The sequence below is a fragment of the Pseudonocardia sp. KRD291 genome, from assembly GCF_019263595.1.
In the GTDB taxonomy this organism is placed as follows: domain Bacteria; phylum Actinomycetota; class Actinomycetes; order Mycobacteriales; family Pseudonocardiaceae; genus Pseudonocardia.
On sequence record NZ_JADQDD010000012.1, the window covers coordinates 19,315 to 37,934 of the forward strand.

Genomic DNA, 18,620 nt, shown 5'->3' on the forward strand with positions numbered 1-18,620 from the left:
CGGCCGCCACGTCGGGCTCAGGCCCCCGCGGCCGGTGCGCCCGCCGTCGCCGGTTCGCTCGGGGTCGCGCAGCAGCCGCTGCCCGCCTCGGTCTCGGCCGCGGAGGTGTCCTCGTCGAACAGCCCGGCCCCGCCGCAGACGCCGGTCTCGTTGAGCACCAGCTCGACCCGGGCCGCGGCCTCGTGGTCGCCTGCCAGTTCCGCGGCGATCGAGCGGACCTGCTCATAGCCGGTGCGGGCCAGGAAGGTGGGAGCGCGCCCGTAGCTCTTCATCCCGGCCAGGTAGACACCCGGTTCGGGCTGGGCCAGCTCCGCGGCCCCGTGCGGGTAGACGGTGCCGCATGAGTGCACGTTGGGGTCGATCAGCGGCGCCAGCCGGGTCGGAGCCTGCAGCGTCGGGTCCAGGTCCAGGCGCACCTCCGACAGCCAGTCCAGCTCGGGGCGGAACCCGGTCAGCACCACGACCTCCTCGACTCCCTCGACCCGCTGCCCGTCATCGGACACCAGCGTCCATGCCGTGCCACCGGCCTCGGAGTCGACCCGCTCGGTGCGGAACCCGAACACCGGAGTCACCAGCCCGGCCGCCACCGCCTGTTCCGCGCGCTGCCCCAGCGCGCCCCGCGCCGGGAGCTGGTCGGCGTCCCCGCCGCCGAACACCTGCCCGAACCCACCCCGGCGCAGCAACCACGACACCCGCGTGCCGGGCTCATCACGCACCAGGTCGGCGAACGAGGCCAGCGCGGTCAGCGCCGAGTGCCCGGACCCGGCGACGGCGACGTGTCGGCCGGCGTAGCGGGATCGCTCGGCCGGGTCGGTCAGGTCCGGCACCCCGGCGCGGACCCGCTGCCCCGCGGCGCGCTCACCGATCGCCGGCAGTCCGTCGCCACCGAGGGGGTTCGCCGAGGTCCATGTCCCGGACGCGTCGATCACCGCTCGGGCGGCGAGTCGTTCCTCCCCGGCACCGGTGTCGATGTGCACGACCAACGGCTCGGACCCGCGTCCGGCGTCGACGACCCGGTCCCGCCCCCGGCGCGCCACGCCGACCACCCGCGCTCCGGTACGGACACGCTCGCCCAGCACGTCGCCCAGCGGAGCCAGATAGCCGGCGACCCACTCGGCGCCCGTCGGGTACGCGCCCAGGTCCGGGGCGCCCCAGCCGGTGGGCTCGAGCAGTCGCTGCGCGGCCGGGTCGATCACCCACTCCCACGGGGAGAACAGCCGCACGTGGCCCCACTGCCGGACCGAGGACCCGGCCGAGTCACCGGCCTCGAGCACCAGCGGCTCCAGCCCGCGAGCGAGCAGCTCCGCCGCCGCGGCCAGCCCCACCGGACCGGCGCCGATCACCACGACCGGCAACTCGCGTTCCACCATCTCCGCCTCCATCGACCCAGATCGATTAACGAGCCGGAATGTATCGACGCGCATCGATTGACGCAACCATCGATCCACGTCGATACTTGCTTCCATGAGCGTGTCCCCGCTACCGAGCCTCACCGGGCCCGCCGACGACCAGGGCCAGCTCGACCCGGTCGACGCGGCCACCTACGCGGGCTGGTTCGCCTGCCTCGCCGAACCGGTCCGCGTCCGGCTCCTGCACGCCACCGCCACCGCCGCGGCACCGCTCTCGGTCGGACGCCTCGCCGAGCTGACAGGCATCAGCCAGGCCACCTGCTCGCACCACGTGCGCAGGCTCGCCGACACCGGCTTCCTCCTGCTACGCAAGGAGGGCACCACCACGCAGGTGTCGGTCAACCCCGCCTGCTGCACCGGCCTTCCGCACGCCGCCGACGCCGTCATGGGCATGCTCGGGCCCCGCCCCTGCTGCCCCGACGACGTCCCGGACGACGTCACCGTGCGCGCCATGACCGGCGCCGACTGGGACGACGTCCTACGCATCTACGCCGAGGGCATCGCCACCGGGCACGCCACCTTCGAGACCTACGTCCCCGACCGCGCCGACCTCGACGCCGGATGGCTGCCCGAGCACCGCTGGGTCGCCGAACTCGACGGCCAGGTGGTCGGTTGGACCGCCGCGCGCGCCACCTCGACCCGGCCCGTCTACCGCGGCGTCGCCGAGACCTCGATCTATGTCGCCGACGGTCACCGCGGCCGTGGCATCGGACGCGCCCTGATTCGTCAACAGGTTTGCGCCGCCGACGACGCCGGCCTCTGGACCCTCCAGACCTCGATCTTCCCCGAGAACCGGGCCAGCATCGCCCTGCACCACGCCGCCGGCTACCGCACCCTCGGCGTCCGCGAACGCATCGGCCAGCACCACGGCGTCTGGCGCGACACCGTCTTCCTCGAACGCAGACGCCCGGATTGAGCATCGAGACGGCGACCGAGGGGACAACCGCGCCGGATCCTGGGGGCCGCTCGGCCAGCCCTCCGCGGCGCCAATGGGGCCTGACCGGGCGACGGCGCCGTGTCGACCAGCACCAACTCCTACCCACCCGCTGCAGCCAGCCCATCAGCACGATCGTGGGCAGGAGGGGGCGGGCGGCGCGGTCGTCGAGTGCCTTGATCGAGCGTTGACAGATCGCCCGACGAATACCGCAGGGGTCGAATACATACCGTCCGCCAGCAGCACGAGCAGAGTTGCAGCCGAGGGACCTTGCAGTTCTATGACCTGCGAAGATCGTGGGTTCACCCAGTTGAGTCGTGCCTGCGCCGCCGGATAGCCATCGACCTGCCCTGATGACACAGGGGGAGCTCGACGTCCTCCTGGCCGCGGTATCGGCACTGCGGCGCGAAGGGCGCTGATCGCGTCGGCGACGATCCTGCGCGGGCCGACCGGCAGGTAGATGGTGTCGACCATCAGTGAAGCGCGCCGCTACTAGGGCAGGGACTTCGCTCACGCCAGCGAGGTGAGCCGAACTGTCAGGGTCACGCGGCACACTGAGTTCATGGGAGCCCAGGACGGCGGTGCCCGCGCCTATCTCAACGTGCCCTTCGCGGAGAAGGACGAGGCCAAGGCGCTGGGCGCGCGGTGGGACCCGACGGCACGCCGCTGGTACGCCCCGCCCCGGTCGAATCCAGGACTGCAGCGCTGGGCCCCGAAGCCCGGGATCCCCGAGCTGCTCCCCGGAGAGGACCGCGGGTTCGGCAGCGGGCTGTTCGTCGATCTCGTGCCGGCGTCCTGCTGGTTCACCAACGTCCGCTCCTGTATCGCCGCATCCGACTGGGAACGGCTGCGCCGGATGATGCGCGCCCGCGCGGGGGACCGCTGCGAGATCTGTGGCCGTGGGGAGGACCGGGAGCTGCGGCGCTGGCTCGAGGCGCACGAACGCTGGCACTACGACGAGCACCGCGGCGTGCAGGCGCTGCGCCGGTTGATCCTGTGCTGCAGATGGTGCCACCAGGCCACGCACATGGGCCTGGCCGAGGTACAGGGCCACGGCCAGGCCGCGCGCGAGCACCTGCGCCAGGTCACCGGCATGACCTCCGAGCAGGTTCAGGCCCACGTCGACATAGCTTTCGCGCGCTGGCACACCCGATCGGCGCGGACGTGGGAGCTCGACCTGAACATCCTCACCGAGGCGGGGGTCACCCTCGCCGCCCCACCCGATCACCGAGATCGCGCCGACTTCGCCCACCAGCAGGTCAGCCACCGCCGACGCCACGAACACCCGGGCGGCCGCGGGCCCGCGCCGACGGCGCCGACCCCCGGCCGCTCCCCCGACATCATGAGCGGCATCGCCGGTCCGATTCCCCCGCCCGCAGATGGTGGCGCGGGCCCGGCACCGCAGCGCCGACCGTGGTGGAGACGCCTCGGGAGCTCGGCTCAGTGACCACACCGCTGATCCGGCGTCGGGCTCCAGTGGGGCCCGGCCTCGCTGGCCTCGTGGTCGTCGGAAAGAGGTGTCGTTGACGTATGTGGCTGACCAATGGATCGAGGGAACAATCAGTGACCGAGAATGAGCGCCCGCCCGGGATAGAGGCAGTCGTCAACCTTCCAGCGTTCGAGTGGGATAGCGCCGAAGCGGTGGGCTATGAGACCGCGCAGGAGGCCATCAACGAGGTGATCGGCTGCCACACCGCCGCGCTCGACCGGGAGCGCCGCTCGGCCGAGCCCGATCAGACACGGATTCAGCAGCTTCGCGCCGAGATCGCAGCGTGCGTGCGGGACCAGCGCGGCCTGAACCCGCGGGACCGGCCGGCGATCCAGGCCAGCCGTGACACGCACAACCATCGGCTCGCCGCTCTGCGCGGCGAGGCGCGGTGACGAGACCGACGACGATGATTAATCGTTTGTCGTCCCGGTTTCGATTCTGCTGGGTGATCCGGTCACGGTTTGTCTGAGATGGCAGGACCTGGGCGGTAGAATCGTGGTGGAGAGTGGAGGTGAACGGATGACTACCGGCCCGGAGCGGGACCTGTCGGTGAGCGGCGTGCGAGAGCACTGGCAGACGATGGTCGAGCTCGGCGAGGCACTGCCCGGCACCGACCTCGCCACCGCGGCAGACGGGCTGCGCACGGCGTCCTGGCCCGCCGATACCCGGGCAGCTCCCATCGTCATCGACACCGACATCGGCGGCGATCCCGATGACGCGCTCGCGCTGGTCGCCGCGGCCCGGCACCAACCCGACCTCACGCTGGTGCTCACCGCTGATGAGACCGGCGGCACCCGAAGCGGCGCGGGGCAGCGGGCCCGCTTCGCCCGCTTACTACTCGACAGCGTAGGCCGGCCCGACGTCGCGACCGTGGCCGGCGCGAGCGCCGGCGGCACCGACTACTTCTGCGTCGAAGGCCTCACCCCGGCTGGCGTCGCCGCCCAGCCGAGCGGGCCCGCCGCGGTCCTGGACGCGGTTCGGGAAGTCTGCCGGAAGACGGACGGGCCGATCCGCTGGGTGGGGATGGCCCCAGTGGGCAACCTCGCCCACATCGTCGAGCACGTACCCGAACTCGCCGCCCGGCTGCAGGTCACGCAGATGGGCGGGGCGCTGAACTACCGCCACCCCGACCGCGCCGAGCACAACATCCGCCTCGACGTCGACGCCGCACACCATGTGCTGGCCGCGGTCGCCGACGGGCGCCTGGCTCGGCCGCGGCTGGTCACATCCGACGTCACCTTCACCCCGCAGATCGGGGTCGACGCCGACCACCCGATTCACCGCACACTCGCCGCAGCCGAGGAGGACAGCGATGGGTGGGCGTCGATCTTGGCCGCGCACCTGGACCGCTGGTATGCGAGCAATTACCCGTCCACGCTGCAGCACGACGCGCTGACGCTCTCGGCTGCGCTCGGGCTGCCGTTCGTGCGCTCGGCCGCCACCACTGTGGTCCTCGACGAGATCGGCCGGATGAGCAGCGACCCCGCCGGTGCGCCGGTGCGGCTGAGCGCGAGCGCGGACTACCCGGCGTTCATGACCTGGCTGGGCACGGCCCTCGACCCGGCCACCCCGGCCGGCGCGGCGTTGCCCGCCCACGTCGCGCGGCGGCCCGCCTGAGCAGCAGCCCCGGCGAGCAGCCCACCCCGGCGGGCGTCGATGAGCTCTGCCGGGCCTACGGGCTGACAGACCCGGGCCAGCAGGCCGCCGTCGCGGGCGCCTACACGGTGTTCAGCTCCCACCACGCCCGGTTCGTCACCGCAGTCGCCGCCGACATGCTCGACGACCTCCGCGGCGACGTCGACGCGGACCCCCACCGGCGGGTCGTGTTCCTGGGCCGCGACGGGCACTCCTACGCCGCAGCCGTGCGCGGTCTGGACCCGGAGTTCTTCACCCGGCACTGCAGCGAGATCGTCGTCTCGCGCGCCGTCGTGGAGGCCGCGCTGCAGGACCTCGAGCGCCACACCGGCGCCGAGTTCACCGCGGTCGAGGCGTTCCGCGTACGGGCCCGCGTAGAGCCCGAGCAGGTCGACGGCGCGTTCCAGGCATTGACCGACTACCTCGGCGACGCCGGCGTCGGGGTCCATGAGACCGGATCCGCGGTCACCGTGGTCGACAACAGCTTCAAGGGCACCATCCAGGAGCTACTCACCGCCGCCTACCCCGACACCACGTTCACCGGCCGCTACGCCCTGCACTCTGCGCACCCCGAGGACCCGCACCCCGGCACCAAGATCGGCTACGCCTTCCACCAGCCCGCCGGGCCGCGCTGGCAGGGCACCCCCGAACCGTCCCTACCGGCCGAGCCGGAACTAACCCTCGGCGCCGGCGACGCCGTCGCCGCGATCGAGCGCACCCTGCACGGACCGGACACCAGCCCCCGCGCGATCGGGCCCGACGGCCCGATCCAGCAGCCCCAGCGCACCATCGCCGACCCGCTGCGCGGCCTCAACCCCGCCCTGGTCCACCCCTCCTACCAGGACCCCGCCGTCCGCGAGGCCAGCAAGGCCGCCGCGCTGCTCGCCGTCTCCGACACCGCAGCCGCGGCGGCGGCCCGCTGGACGAGCCTGGACCCGGGAGCCATCGAGCAGGAGCGCGAGGACACCCGCGCCGCGTTCAGCGGACAGCTGCGCGCCTGGATCGACCACGGACCCGACCTCGACCCGCGCCTGGGCGAGCTCCTCGACAGCTTCGTCCTGCGCAGCGACCACGTCGTGCTCGCCGAGCTGCAGGACTCCTTCACCGCGGCCGGGCTCGACGTCGACGACGCCGCCCCCGTCTGGGCCGAACTCGCGGCCACCACCGACCTCACCGAGAAACGCGACGTCGCACTGCGCGCGCTCGACGCGCTCCAACCCGACCGGGTAGACGGCGCCGGCCAGGAGCCGGGAGCCGATCCCGACCCAGTGCACGGCGGAACGGAGCAGGAGCCCGAGACTGCGGGGACTGTGTTCGATCGTGCTGATGCGGCCATCGTGCAGATGCGGCAGGTCGCCCTGCAGAGCCGACTCCACCAAGCGCGTCACGCCCTGCTGCGCGGACGCACTGAGGAGTACCGCCACGAACGCACCGCGTTCACCGCGCGAGCCTACGACGACCAACTCCAGGTCGAAACCGCGCGACGCGCTCCAGAGCACGATGCGGTGATGGGCGTCGACGTTGAACGCGACATGGGCTACGACCCCACCGACGACTGATCGCGGCCCGGCGGGTGCCGGTGCCGCCGTCTCGTTCTCAGGTGCCCACGGCGGGTGGGGGCGTTGCACTCTGACCGGACCTCCCCGCTGCGCCCGATGCGCCGCCTGCCCGGCCCGAGTCGAGGGAGACAAGCCTCGCTGCGCTCGGTCGGCCTGGCGGCCGATCCCACCCCGATCGGGCGAGCACGGCGCCCCGGCCGGTCGGGGCGCCCCGGTCCCTGCGAGTGCGCCCCACCCCAGCCGGGGTCGGGCACACGAGAAAGGGAGCCGGACATGGCTAAGAAGTCCCACCCTGGCGACGGGATCAACGGCAAGGGCGACAAGGGCTTCGCCCCCGGCCGGGGGCGTACGCCGCTGCGCACCCTGACCGCGTTTGTGCGGGCGCTGCTGGGCGGGGTGCGGTAACCGTGGGCGAGATGTCGTTCCACGGGCCGGACGGAACCCATTGCACCGACCCGCTACAGCTCACGGGCCGGCGGCCGGTGGTCGATCTCGCGGCGCTGGGGCTGCTGTTCGCCCCGCCCGCGCTGTTCGGCGAGTTCTACCCGGCATCGCCGTGGAGCGGCATCTCGCTGCAGCCGGCCACCTTCGGCGGCGCCACCTCGGTGGCGCCGCCGCGGGTGGCGTTCCCGGCCGCGGTGAGCACCTTGATCGCCGACACCGAGGTAGTCGCGGTGAAGTTCTCCGGCGGCATCGACAGCCTCGCCGTCCTGGCGCAGGTCTGCCGCGCCGGCAGCAGCGGCCGCCGCGTGGTCGCGGTGACGGTGGACCTCGTCGACGACGACGGAGTCCACGCCGCCGACACCGCCCGCCGGTTGGTCCACGGCCTGGGCCTGGACTGCGAACTGGTCGTCATCGACCCGGCTCGGTGCCGCCCGGAGATCAGCGCTCCGTGGTCACCGGTCGGGCCCCGGCTCGACGCACTGCCCCAGTTCAACGCCCTGGTCGCCGAGGCGGCGCACACGGCGGGGGCGGGGGTACTGCTCTCAGGGGACGGCGCGGACGAGGTGCTCGAGGTTCCTCCCTTCGCCACTACCGCGATCGCCTCGGCACGCGGGCTGCGCGCCGCAGCCCGCTACGTCGCCGACATGTCCGGCAGGGGAGGGGGTCTGCTCGTCGAGCTCGCCGCCGCTGCGGCTCCGGCGCTGCCCTCGGCAGCGCGGGCCCGCGCCTATTGGGCGCTGTCCTGGCAGGACACCCTCGGTCAACCGGCCAGCCCGGTGCTGGCCGACCCATTCCGCGGGATCGCCGCCGAGTGGGCCAGCGCGTGGTGCACGGCCAGGACCGAGGGACACATCGCGGGCGGCGGGAGCTGGGCGGATCAGGCGGCGTGGGACGCGGTCTGGCCCCACGACCGGCTGCTGCCGGCCGGGGCCGTCGCGGAGGACTCGCCCTTCCTCGCTGAGGCCGTCCTCGCCGCGGCGCAGCAGCTCGGCGCCGCCGACCGGTTCGACCCGGGGCTGCCGACGCCGTATCAGCGGTGCAAGGCCGCAGTGGTCGAGTTGTTCGAGCCGGCCCAGCGCCCATGGTTACCCCGGCACAAGCAGTACTTCCGTCACGCCCTTGCCCGGCTCACCCGCGGCCGCACCACCACCGCCGAGCGCGCCATCGCCGCCGGCCTCATCGACCCCGACGCGTGGGCCGCCAACACCGACCTCGCGGTCACGATGATGGTCGCTGCGGTCGAGGACTGGCTCACCGGCGCCGACGCGATCGGCGCCCACATCCCAGGAGTGTCCCCATGACCACACACCCGACAGCCATCCCGGCCCCTGCCATCACAGCTACCACCATTTCGGGTGGACCACGGCCGGTGACCAGGCCATCCTGGGGAGCCCGCTCGACGAGCGCTCACCGGGACGGAGCCGCGATGACGCCCGCACGCCTCCTGCGGCCGCTGGCCGAGCACGACCACCCCGCCGTGCTCGCGCTCGTCGATGCCGACCGGGTCCCCGGCCAGCCCGCCGCAACCGGTGAGCGCCTGAGTGAGGCCCTGGCCGGGCGCTCTCCTGTCGACAGCGGGTGGTGGGACGAGCTCGACGCCCTACACCACGACGTCGCCGTCGACGACGACGGTCACGTGCTCGGGGTGATCGCCTCCGGCTGGCGTGCCCGCGACACCACCACGGTGATCCTCTGGTGTCACGCCGGCGAGGACACTGCCACGCTGCTCGACCTGATCGAACACGCGCTGGCGCGACACCCCGACTCCGACGCCGAAGCGTTCAGCTTCGCCACCGCACTCGGACTCGGCCTGGAGGCCCTACCCGTGCGGCACCGCGGGGCGACCGACGCCGCCCTGCACAAGGCCGGATTCACCGGCGCCGACACCTGGGCCTACATGCGCCGCGACCTGGCCCAGCCCGCCCCACAGCCCGGCCGGGCAGGCTGCACACCGATCACGGTCGGCGAGAGCTCCGACCTCGACGGCTGGCAGGTTGACGCGACCGGACCCGACGGTGACCGGATCGGGCAGGCCCTGCTCGCCCGGCCCGTCGACGGGATCAGCGTGCTGTTCTGGATCGAGGTCGAGCCCTCGCAGCGGGGAACCGGACTCGGACGCCGACTGCTCGACGCCGCGACCGACCTCGCCCGGACCCACGCCGCGACCGAGGTCATCCTCTACGTCGATGACGACGACCCCGGCAGCGCGCGAGACCGCACCGCGGCCACCGCGCTCTACCGCAGTAGCGGATTCGACCTCGTCGACCGGCTGCACTCCTACGTGCGCCCGCGCACCCGATGACCGGCGGCGCGGAGCGTCAGTAGGTCCAGCGATCGAGTGCGCTGCCGCCGGCCCACATCATGTTCATCCGGTCCGCGAGCCGGGTGTATGCCTCTTCCTCGGCCGGTGTCAGCACGACGTCGCCCCGGGTGCCCTGCAACCGGGCGGTGAGCAGCTCGGTGTCGGCGGTGGTGGCCAGGTCCAACAGCCCGTTGACCCGGGCGAACGCCTCGACCAGCTCGCCGCCCGATGGTGGGGTCGTGAACGCGCCGCCGCTGGCCTCGGCGCCGGCGGCGATGGCCTCGGCCAGTTCACTGCCCGGCGCCATCGCTAGCGTGTGCCCCAGACACATCGCCGCAGCCGAGAGCAGCGCCAGGTCCCCGGCGTCGAGCTCGACGAGCCGCATCGGCCGATGCTCGTAGTGCCCGTCGGCCCCGAACAGCAGCGGCAGCGCCGCCGCGGAGGGATGCGAGCGGGATTGCGTCGCCGCGATCAGGTGCTGCACCCGGTTCAGCGCGTCCAGGGCGACCCGCCCGGCCAGCGGGACCGGCAGCACCGCGGGCCCGTCGGGGTCGTCCTCCTCCCACACCGCCAGGGTCAACAGCAGCTCCTCGACCCGGGCCAGCTCGGCGATCAGGTCGTCACCGAGGTCGGGGACCAACCGCCGCACACGCGCTGGCGGGCCCACCGCCTGCCCTGTCTGCTCGCACTCGCCCACCCGTCGCTCCTCACTGGATTCGGCGCCCGAGGTGGACGGCCGCCGGGCACGCTAGCCCGCAGCACCGACAACCGCGGGCGAACAACGACCATCACGTCCGAACGGCTCAGTCCGCCCATGTCGGATCCTGTGCCACGAACCGCAACGTCATGGCCAGGTAATCGCGCATTGTGTACGCGTGGTCATTGACCGGGCGCCGGGTCTGTCGGGGTCCGGGCTACGTACTCACATACCGAGCCCGCGACGGGGCCAGACCTGATGACGACGGCGGGGCCAGATCACTTGACGGGACCACGCGGCTTCGCCTGCGGCAGGATCAGGGCCATGCGGAACCCGTTGACCATCGCCGCGGCCCAACCGTGGTGTCGACCGGGCGAGATCGCCAAGAACACCCGCGCTCACGCAGCCCTGGTCCGTCAGGCCGCGTCACGCGTGGTCGTGTTCCCGGAGCTATCACTGACCGGCTACGACCTGGCCGCGCGGCCCCTCAGCCCCGAGGATCCCGTGCTCGAACCGCTCCAGGAAGCTTGCGCCGAGACAGGCGCCCTCGCGCTGGTCGGAGCGGTAACCCGTCAAGCGGACCGTCGCTACATCGCCGCACTCGCCATCGAACCCGACACGATCACCGTCGCTTACCGCAAGACTTGGCTGGGAGGCAACGAAGCCGAGCACTTCGCCAGGGGCGACGGCCCCACGGCGCTCGCCGTCGACGGATGGCGGCTCGGGCTGGGAATCTGTAAGGACACCGGGTCAGCGCAACACACCGCGGGCACAGCGGCGCTCGACATCGACGCCTACGTCGCCGGGGTCGTCCACCGACCCGACGAACTCGCCGAGCAAGAGGCTCGCGCAACCGTGATTGCGCGGAGCTGCCAGGCCTACACAGCGATAGCCAGCGCGGCCGGCGCCGTCGGCGAGAACTACCCCGACACTTGCGGCGCGTCCGCTATCTGGGGTCCCAACGGCCTGGCTATCACGCGCGCCGGCCGCGAACCCAATGACATCGCGCGAGCGACGCTCTTCCAATTCTCAACCCACCCGCACAGCCCCACCCGGGGCCAGATCTGAGACTCAGACCGGTCAGTGGTCAACGGCGAATGGACTCCACAATACGCATCGATACCGTCGGCGTTGCCCGCCGCAACTGCGCCCACACGGTGTTGCTGCGCTCGTTGAACATCGCCGCGGCCTGGGCCAGGATCGCCCTTACCTCGACGCCGTCGACGCCGCGGCCGGCCAGCTCCCGGACCAGGCCTGCCGTGCGACCCTCACCCACGGCAGCCCGCTTCGCCGGGGCCGCGCCGGGCGAGACCTCGATGTGGGCGACACCGCAGTCGTGCATGCGTCCTCGGCGGCCGACGCTGTCGGTGTCCGGCGCTAGGTTCAGCGGTCGTGAGTACCGCATCAGAGGGCGCCGGCGATCACGTGCCGACGGTCGGGGAGCGTCTGCGCGCGGCTGGGCTGAGCGAGACCAGGATCGCCGCGCACCTGACGAACAAGGTCCTGACCCTCGACGGCGTCGTTGTCGCCGATCTCGACCAGAAGGCACCACCAGGCAGCAGGATCACCATCGGAGCCAGCTGAGTGCACCATCGCGGTCAGTGCCCGGGCCCGCGCGACAGCGCCCCGCCAGGCCGGCCGCGGGGATCGTGCGGCCCGTCCGGGCCCTCCAGCATCGCCGCGGCCGCGGCGAGTGCATCGCGTCGCACCGGGGCGGGCACTGCGTCGAGGGCTCGCATCACCGAGTCGACGAGCGCGGCCAGACAGAAACCCACGTCTTGGCCACGCCAGCCGGCGTAGCTTCCCTGCGCGGCGGCGTGGCGCAGTGCAACCCCGAACTCGGCCAGCCGGTCCTTGTCGGCGCGTAACTGGTCCGCAGCCCGCTCTTGTGCCGCGTGCGCCACTACCGACCGGCCGAACGAGGGTCGTCAGGACCGGCGGGGCGCCCGTGGGAGCTGCTCGGGCGCGGGTCGAGGGCGATCCGGATCGCGTTGGCCAGGTCCCGTACGGCTCTGCGAACCGGAAGTGGAACCGCGCGGCCCGCGTAGAGCTCGGTCGCCGCCGCGCGGAGAACCTCGCCGGCACGGATCGCGACCTCACGGTCGGTGATCAGGGAGGTACCGGACTGGATCAGCCCTGCGATCGTGCGTAGAGCCCGCGCCTCGGCTTCGGCCTCGGCGTCGACCGCGCCGTCGCCACGTCCATAGCGACGTCTCTCGCCCATAGCCCGCCCCTTGTCCGCCTCGGAAGTGGTCGCCGCGGCCCGGCACTGAAACGCTCTCCCCGTCCCGGCGCCGGGTCCGCCGCGCGGCAGGAGACTACCAGGAAGGGGAACAAACGTTCGAGTGATGTGGTGTTGTGCACCCAGCCCACGACCGCGAGGGACTCTTCCTCCGGGGACCCAGCTGGCCCGGAGCGCGCGCCGGAGAGCCCGACACGGATACGGCCGGTCGCGCGGGTGCAGGACCGTCTCGGGCCTAGCGAGGCTTCGCCGGCGGGCGGCGGCGAGGAACCCGGCCCGGGTCCGACCGGGTGGGACGTCGCCTCGCTGGCGCTCGGTCGCCTGCGGCGATCCCACTCCGGTGCGGACGAGCCGGAACCCCCGCCGTCCCTGCGGGACCCGCCGGTGGGCCGCGCTGGTGCAGGCCCGTTCCTGCACCGCGCACCCGAAAGGCCCGCACCGTGACCGAGCACCAGACCGCCCCAGCCGGGACCGCCCCAACCGAGACCGCCGCAGCTGAGACCGGCACCGCAGCCCCGGGGCTGCGGATCACCCACACTCCCGCTGAGGGAACGCTCCTGGAGGGCACGGCCCGCGGGGACGGCGTCAACCGCGTCCTGCGCGCTGCTCCGATGCAGTGGAAGTGGTCGCCCACCCTGCACCAGTTCTACGTACAGCGATCCCGCGACCGGGTCGTCCCGGACCGGCATGGCATCGACGCGACCGCGACCGCCCTGCGGGCGGCCGGGCACACCGTCACCGTGGAAATCGACGTCGAGATCGGCGCGCCGACACGCACCGTGCAGGAGCGGGAAGCCGACCGCGAGGACCGCACCGACCGGCGCGTGGACATGCTCGCGGCGCGTTCAGAGCGCCGCGCCGGCGAGGCCGCCGCCGCGCGGCAGGCCCGCGACCGGATCACCGAGCACATCCCGTTCGGCCAGCCGATCCTTCTCGGACACCACTCGCAGCGGAGATCCGAGCGCGACGCCGAGCGGATCCACAACCTGACCGGCAGAGCCGTCCACGCCGACGAGGCCGCCCGGGAGGCGACCCGGCAGGCCGGTGAAGCCGCCGCGGGTCAGCGCCACCGCGACGCCCTGCCGGTGACGCTGCGGCGCATCGAGAAGCTCGAAGCCGAGGAGCGCGGCTACCGCCGCATCCTCGACGGCTACGAACGCCCGTCCTACGACGGGCGCGGGCAGGTCCTGTACGCGAATCGGCACGACCCGGCGACCGGCCAGTACCGGGTGGACACCCAGGCCCGCCTCGACGACGTGCTGGCGCAGCTGGAGCACTGGCGCGGCCACGTCGCCCGCCTGCAGGCCGAAGGGCAGAAGGTGTGGAGCCGCGCGGACTTCGCCAAGGGTGACTGGGTGCGGATGCGGGATGGCTGGGGTCAGGTCGTGCGGGTCAACCCGCGGTCGGTGAGCGTGCCGCACCCGATGGGCCTGGACTGCACCTGGAAGATCACCTACGACAAGGTCCTCGACCGCAAGTCCCCCGCGGAGTTCGAGGCCCTGCGCCACGCGACGATGACGAACCGTCCCCCGGACGAGCCCGGCACAGACCGGGCATGACGCGAGCGGACATCGAAGTGCCTCACCGCCAGGTAGTGGTGGTGAGGGCGCCCACGCCTCTCGACCGGCCATCGGTTTCAACATTCAGCGAGACCCGCAGACTGTGGGTCTCGCTGCCGTGGGCGACCTGCCGTGACCGATCCCGGGGCGCGGTGGTGCCGGCGATGGGCACTCGTGGACAGGCCGGTCACCTGGGTGACGCCCGGAGGCGAGCAGACCGCGGACGGGGCGAGCGGCGATGGACCGGGCCCCGTTCCGGTGCGGGTGGGACGCAGCCTCGCTGCGCTCGGACGCCTGCGGCGTTCCCGACCCGACCGGAGGAGCCCGAACCCCCGCCGTCCCCTGACGGGGACCCCGCGCACGGCCCGCTCGGGTCAGGCCGCGTCACCTGACCGACCTGACCCGAGGAGCCACGATGACCGTCCCCACCCTCCGCACTGCCGCCGAACTCGTCGCGGCGCTGCCGCTGCTGATCGGGTTCCACCCTGCCGAGTCCGTGGTCCTGGCCGCCATCGGCGAGGACGGGCGCATCGACCTGACGGTGCGCGCCGACCTGGAGCCTGTCGGCGGGTTCGGGCCGGGGGCCACGGAGATGCTGGCGTTGATCCCGAAGACCCACCGCCACACCGCAGCACTGGCGGTGATCAGTGCTCAGCCCCGCAGCGACGCCCTCGACGACCTCGCCCGCGCCGCCGTCGCGGCCGGGATCAGGGTTGCGGTGAGCGTGTACGCCACCGCGACCACGCCGGGCGCGCAGTGGACGTGCTGCTGTGGGTGCGGCGAGTTCGGGCGGGTGCCCGAGCAGAACACGCACCTGCAGGCGCAGGCGGTGTTCAACGGCCAGCGGACCCTGCCCGACCGTGACGCCGTCGCCGAGGTCCTGCGACCCGACGACGAGCACACCCTGGCCCGGCGGGCACGGCTGCTGCTCGCCCCCGGCCCGACCGGCCCGGCACTGGACCTCGAGCGGGCCATCGATGGGTTCCTCGCCGCCGGGGTCCTCACCGACGCCGCGGTGGTCGAGCTGGTTCGGTCGCTGCGCGACACCGACCGCAGCGTCGCCGTGCTCGCCGCCCGACCCGGGGACCTACGGCTGGTGCTCGAAGCGCTCGTGCGTGCGACACCGGCCGCATGGGCGGCCGGACCGGCCGCGTTCCTGGCCCTGGCCGCGCTACTGCACGGCGACGGGGTTCTGGCCGACCTCGCGGCCCAGCGCGCCGTCGCCGCCGACACCGGCGCGAGATTTCCCCAGCTCGTCGCCCGCCTGGTCGCCACCTACCCGAGCCCGGACACCGTCCGCGAGCTGCTCACCGCCCTCTGACCGGTGAGACGGCGCGGACCGAGCACCGGCCCGCGCCGTGGCCCCCGGCCCCGAGGGAGGCATCGGGGCCCGACCCATTCCCACACCCAGCACCACGAGACGGAGAACCGACCCATGTCTGTGCAGAACCTCGCCGACCCCGAACTGGTCCAGTGGCTCGCGCTGATCGACCTGACCGAGACCGGGCTGGCCCACACCCCCGCCGAGCTGATGACCGAACTGGACCGCCGGTTCGGCGAGGGCGCGATGGAGCGCCTGGCCCAGCATGCGACCCAGTTGCGCGCGGACCCGTTCGAGATCGTCACCGCCGCGTTCACCGACCCGACTGAGGTCATCGCCACCGCCCGCGGAACGCAGGGCGAACCGATGCCCGCGCGAGGCGACGCCGAGGTACGCGATGCGGCGGAGTACTTGCCCGACGCGCTGGCCTACGCCGCCTCTGTGACACGGCGCGCCACGGGCGCCGGCCAGCCGAGGTTGACCTCGCTCACCTCGGCGATCATGGCCGAGGCCCTGATCACCGCAGGCTGGCCGCCTCGTCGGCCGGCTGCCGACCGGGTGTAGCCCGACCAGGCTGGCCGGGGTGCCGGGGGCCCCGGTTCATCTCGGCGGCTCGGTGTACGGGATCTGTGCGGCAACGGCGCGCCCGCTGCGCTGGGCGTCGCGGATCTGATCGGTGCGGTCGTCGCCGAACAGATCCACCTGTGACACCGCGAGCACGACGAGCCGCCCGCGCCGGGCCGCGGTGGCGTGCCAGCCGGCGGGGGCGGCGGCGCCGAGGTCCCCGCTGTAGAACAGCTCCCCGCCGGCATGCACGTCGAGTAGCCGACCGGTCCGGTCGACGCGGGCCGACCAGCCCTCCAGGACGGGCAGCTCCACCAGGTCGCTGGGTTCGTAGCCGGTGAGCAGGTCGAATCCGCGGCCGAGCAACATCGCGAGGACGGCGTCGACCGGTTCGGCCCCGGCGTGCGGGTCGGCGGTGTGCACCGTGACGGCGAAGGTGACCGTCAGGGTGGCGACCTCGCCCAGGTCCGGCCGGGCGGCGTCGCTGACCAGTCCCGGGCTGGCCCAGATCGTCACCTCGTCAATCACTGCCTCCATCACCGCGGCGGGACCGGATACCCCTGACCTGTCCGGCGCCCGGCTCGATCGAGCCACCCGGCAAGAGGCGAGCACGCCGGTCTGGGCCGGGCCCGGCCATCGTGCCGTCTGCATCGCCGGGCGGCGACATCCTTGCGGTCTAGCTCACCCCGAGGGTCAGGGGCTTGTCCGGCGCGGTGTGCCGGTACGCGTCCTTCGTGGAGCTGGGGTGACGAATCGCCCGAAGGCAGCACACCCGTGGCGGGGCGAGCGCCGATGAATCGGGTCCCCGTTCCGGTGCGGGTGGGACGAGGCCTCGCTGCGCTCGGACGCCTGGCGGCGTTCCCGACCCGACCGGAGGAGCCCGAAACCCCCGCCGTCCCTGCGGGGACCCCGCCACCGGCGTGCTGGGGCAGGCCGCGGTTCGCACACAACTCCACACCGAAGGAGGCCAGCGATGGCCAACGACGTGCCGACGATTGACGGCGTGCCCCTCGACCTGCACCCGGTCAGCCTGGTCAGCTTCGAGGACGGCTGCTCCGACAGCCCGGCGTTCGTGCCCGGGCACCACGACGCGGGCGACACCGTCCCCTGCCCCGGCTGCGCCGGCGAGCACCGGATCGAACGCTCCCTGCAGACCGAGGAGGTCACCAACATCGAGATCCGCACGGTCGAGCCCGAGGAGGACGAGCCCGGGCAGTGATCCGCCACCCCACCTCCGGACGGGTGGCCCCGAACCGGGGCCACCCGCCCCTCGTGTCGGAAAAGTCGCCGCGCGTGGCTCACACGGGACCACCTCGGCGACACCCGGACTCCACCTGACCCCGTGCGCTACCCGACATGGGTCGCGCAGGCGGTTCAGCCCGTTCTGTCTGCCCAGACGCGGCGTCGCGCCCGCCACCGTCCGATCAGGGCGACGACCATGAGCGTGGCGGCGGCGACGGCGAGCCGCACTGAACCCTGCGCCGCGGGCGCCCGGGCGGGTTCCACCACACCCCAGCAACCCCGAGGAGTCACCGTGCCCGTGTCCGTGCAGGTCTGCGCCCCCGTCAACCCGGCCGGCGGGTCGGCGAACAACCCGGAGGCCGCCCCACCGGTGCGGGTGTCGTCCCGGAACTACCGCACCGGGTCGGCCGTCCGGCGGGAACCGGCCGCGGTCGGCACCACCCTGGTCGTCGTCGACGACCAGGGCCACGAGCTCGGCGGGCACGTCGCCGGCACGTGGACCAGCTTCAGGGTCACCCCGGCCCGCGCGGGCAGCGCCGACGCGGACGAGTAGGTCCGCCGTGCCCGCCGTACCGGCCCAACGCGGCCGCCCAGGCGCAGACGGTGCGGGAGGCGGCGGTGACGGTGTTCGCCGAGCACCCGGACCTGCTCGAGCTGGGCGTCAGCCTCGAGGGGTGGTTCCCGACCGGCGGTTGATCGCCGGGCACGACGACGGCCCGCCACCGGTGCCCCGGGTGCGGACCGTCGAAGATTCCGGGCGTCAGCCGGCGGTGAGCAGGCCCACCAGCTCCGCGAGGGGCAGCTGCCAGGCCAGGAGCACGGCCAGGGCCGCGAGCAGGATGGCCAGCAGCCACCGCACCAGCTCCCGGACCCGGGCGAACACGACCGGGTCGTACGGTGCGCTGATCAGCAGGTACAGGACCGTGAGCAGGCCGACCGGGCTACTTGCATCGCCGGCCAACCTCCGGTTCTGTAAGGTGGGTTTGGACCAGGTCATTCGACTACCTCTTTCCTTGGCGGAATTGGTTCACTTGAATTGACCCGGGAAACAGCGGGCGGGGCCCTCACCCCGCCCGCTCTTCCGTTTCCGGGGTGCCGCCCATAGTAGCGGGGTTCCCCGGCGGGCCCGTCGTGCAGACCGCCCTGCACGGGCCCCGCGGGGTGGACGGTGCGGTGCCTGGCCCGGGTCGCGTAGGCCGAACCGGTGGTCTAAGACCCAACGG

Annotated in this window: 21 protein-coding genes; 15 read left to right on the plus strand and 6 right to left on the minus strand. The window is 73.1% G+C overall.

Translation table 11 applies throughout. The features are described 5' to 3' along the window. Window positions 1-17 precede the first annotated feature (17 nt). On the minus strand, window positions 18-1,370 hold the full coding sequence (locus tag I4I78_RS03610) for an FAD-dependent oxidoreductase (RefSeq protein WP_218609727.1): 1,353 nt from the start codon (window positions 1,368-1,370) through the stop codon (window positions 18-20). Window positions 1,371-1,464: 94 nt separating this feature from the next. Between I4I78_RS03610 and I4I78_RS03615 the strand changes: the two genes are divergently transcribed. The 8 genes from I4I78_RS03615 to I4I78_RS03645 all read left to right on the plus strand — a co-directional run bounded on the left by I4I78_RS03615 (window position 1,465) and on the right by I4I78_RS03645 (window position 9,772). Then, on the plus strand, window positions 1,465-2,325 hold the full coding sequence (locus tag I4I78_RS03615) for a GNAT family N-acetyltransferase (protein ID WP_218609728.1): 861 nt from the start codon (window positions 1,465-1,467) through the stop codon (window positions 2,323-2,325). A 580-nt stretch (window positions 2,326-2,905) separates the two neighbouring features. Further along, the gene (locus I4I78_RS03620; RefSeq protein ID WP_218609729.1) at window positions 2,906-3,790 is read left to right on the plus strand and encodes a DUF5710 domain-containing protein; all 885 of its coding nucleotides are present in this window, start codon (window positions 2,906-2,908) and stop codon (window positions 3,788-3,790) included. Window positions 3,791-3,906: 116 nt separating this feature from the next. Beyond that, window positions 3,907-4,224: a hypothetical protein gene (locus tag I4I78_RS03625; protein ID WP_218609730.1), complete on the plus strand. Its 318-nt coding sequence runs from the start codon at window positions 3,907-3,909 to the stop codon at window positions 4,222-4,224. 127 nt (window positions 4,225-4,351) lie between these two features. Then, window positions 4,352-5,449 carry a nucleoside hydrolase gene (locus I4I78_RS03630; RefSeq protein ID WP_218609731.1) on the plus strand — a complete coding sequence of 366 codons (1,098 nt, stop codon included), beginning with the start codon at window positions 4,352-4,354 and terminating at the stop codon, window positions 5,447-5,449. A gap of 107 nt (window positions 5,450-5,556) precedes the next feature. After that, entirely contained in the window at window positions 5,557-7,026 is a 1,470-nt protein-coding gene (locus I4I78_RS03635; RefSeq protein ID WP_218609732.1) for a hypothetical protein, read from the plus strand. Window positions 7,027-7,299: 273 nt separating this feature from the next. Continuing rightward, window positions 7,300-7,431 carry a hypothetical protein gene (locus I4I78_RS33320; protein WP_255567065.1) on the plus strand — a complete coding sequence of 44 codons (132 nt, stop codon included), beginning with the start codon at window positions 7,300-7,302 and terminating at the stop codon, window positions 7,429-7,431. 11 nt (window positions 7,432-7,442) lie between these two features. After that, window positions 7,443-8,771, plus strand: a complete 1,329-nt coding sequence (locus tag I4I78_RS03640; protein WP_218609760.1) for an asparagine synthase-related protein — start codon at window positions 7,443-7,445, stop codon at window positions 8,769-8,771. 125 nt (window positions 8,772-8,896) lie between these two features. Beyond that, the gene (locus tag I4I78_RS03645) at window positions 8,897-9,772 is read left to right on the plus strand and encodes an N-acetyltransferase (protein ID WP_218609733.1); all 876 of its coding nucleotides are present in this window, start codon (window positions 8,897-8,899) and stop codon (window positions 9,770-9,772) included. A 16-nt stretch (window positions 9,773-9,788) separates the two neighbouring features. Here I4I78_RS03645 and I4I78_RS03650 read toward each other — a convergent pair whose 3' ends face one another. Further along, entirely contained in the window at window positions 9,789-10,469 is a 681-nt protein-coding gene (locus I4I78_RS03650; RefSeq protein WP_218609734.1) for a hypothetical protein, read from the minus strand. A 324-nt stretch (window positions 10,470-10,793) separates the two neighbouring features. Here I4I78_RS03650 and I4I78_RS03655 point away from each other — a divergent pair, with 324 nt between their 5' ends. Continuing rightward, a complete protein-coding gene (locus tag I4I78_RS03655; RefSeq protein WP_218609735.1) occupies window positions 10,794-11,537 on the plus strand; it encodes a carbon-nitrogen hydrolase family protein in 744 nt (247 codons plus the stop codon). A gap of 19 nt (window positions 11,538-11,556) precedes the next feature. Here the strand turns inward: I4I78_RS03655 and I4I78_RS03660 are convergent, their stop codons facing one another. Further along, the gene (locus I4I78_RS03660) at window positions 11,557-11,811 is read right to left on the minus strand and encodes a hypothetical protein (RefSeq protein ID WP_218609736.1); all 255 of its coding nucleotides are present in this window, start codon (window positions 11,809-11,811) and stop codon (window positions 11,557-11,559) included. A 50-nt stretch (window positions 11,812-11,861) separates the two neighbouring features. Between I4I78_RS03660 and I4I78_RS03665 the strand changes: the two genes are divergently transcribed. Further along, window positions 11,862-12,053 carry a hypothetical protein gene (locus tag I4I78_RS03665; protein ID WP_218609737.1) on the plus strand — a complete coding sequence of 64 codons (192 nt, stop codon included), beginning with the start codon at window positions 11,862-11,864 and terminating at the stop codon, window positions 12,051-12,053. Between the two features lie 14 nt (window positions 12,054-12,067). Here the strand turns inward: I4I78_RS03665 and I4I78_RS32545 are convergent, their stop codons facing one another. Continuing rightward, window positions 12,068-12,244, minus strand: a complete 177-nt coding sequence (locus I4I78_RS32545) for a hypothetical protein (RefSeq protein WP_226379028.1) — start codon at window positions 12,242-12,244, stop codon at window positions 12,068-12,070. Between the two features lie 907 nt (window positions 12,245-13,151). On the opposite strand from I4I78_RS32545, the gene I4I78_RS03675 reads away from it, so the two are divergent. The 3 genes from I4I78_RS03675 to I4I78_RS03685 all read left to right on the plus strand — a co-directional run bounded on the left by I4I78_RS03675 (window position 13,152) and on the right by I4I78_RS03685 (window position 16,155). Continuing rightward, window positions 13,152-14,270: a DUF3560 domain-containing protein gene (locus I4I78_RS03675; RefSeq protein ID WP_218609739.1), complete on the plus strand. Its 1,119-nt coding sequence runs from the start codon at window positions 13,152-13,154 to the stop codon at window positions 14,268-14,270. A gap of 415 nt (window positions 14,271-14,685) precedes the next feature. After that, window positions 14,686-15,591, plus strand: coding sequence for a DUF4192 family protein (locus tag I4I78_RS03680; RefSeq protein WP_218609740.1), 906 nt, complete (start codon window positions 14,686-14,688; stop codon window positions 15,589-15,591). 120 nt (window positions 15,592-15,711) lie between these two features. Then, complete coding sequence (locus I4I78_RS03685) at window positions 15,712-16,155, plus strand: hypothetical protein (RefSeq protein ID WP_218609741.1); 444 nt, start codon at window positions 15,712-15,714, stop codon at window positions 16,153-16,155. A gap of 36 nt (window positions 16,156-16,191) precedes the next feature. On the opposite strand, the gene I4I78_RS03690 is transcribed toward I4I78_RS03685, so the two are convergent. Then, complete coding sequence (locus tag I4I78_RS03690; RefSeq protein WP_226379029.1) at window positions 16,192-16,692, minus strand: hypothetical protein; 501 nt, start codon at window positions 16,690-16,692, stop codon at window positions 16,192-16,194. 436 nt (window positions 16,693-17,128) lie between these two features. On the opposite strand from I4I78_RS03690, the gene I4I78_RS03695 reads away from it, so the two are divergent. Continuing rightward, window positions 17,129-17,374, plus strand: coding sequence for a hypothetical protein (locus tag I4I78_RS03695; RefSeq protein ID WP_218609742.1), 246 nt, complete (start codon window positions 17,129-17,131; stop codon window positions 17,372-17,374). A 315-nt stretch (window positions 17,375-17,689) separates the two neighbouring features. Next, the gene (locus I4I78_RS03700; RefSeq protein ID WP_218609743.1) at window positions 17,690-17,950 is read left to right on the plus strand and encodes a hypothetical protein; all 261 of its coding nucleotides are present in this window, start codon (window positions 17,690-17,692) and stop codon (window positions 17,948-17,950) included. A 207-nt stretch (window positions 17,951-18,157) separates the two neighbouring features. Here the strand turns inward: I4I78_RS03700 and I4I78_RS03705 are convergent, their stop codons facing one another. Then, window positions 18,158-18,358 carry a hypothetical protein gene (locus I4I78_RS03705; protein ID WP_218609744.1) on the minus strand — a complete coding sequence of 67 codons (201 nt, stop codon included), beginning with the start codon at window positions 18,356-18,358 and terminating at the stop codon, window positions 18,158-18,160. Window positions 18,359-18,620 lie beyond the last annotated feature (262 nt).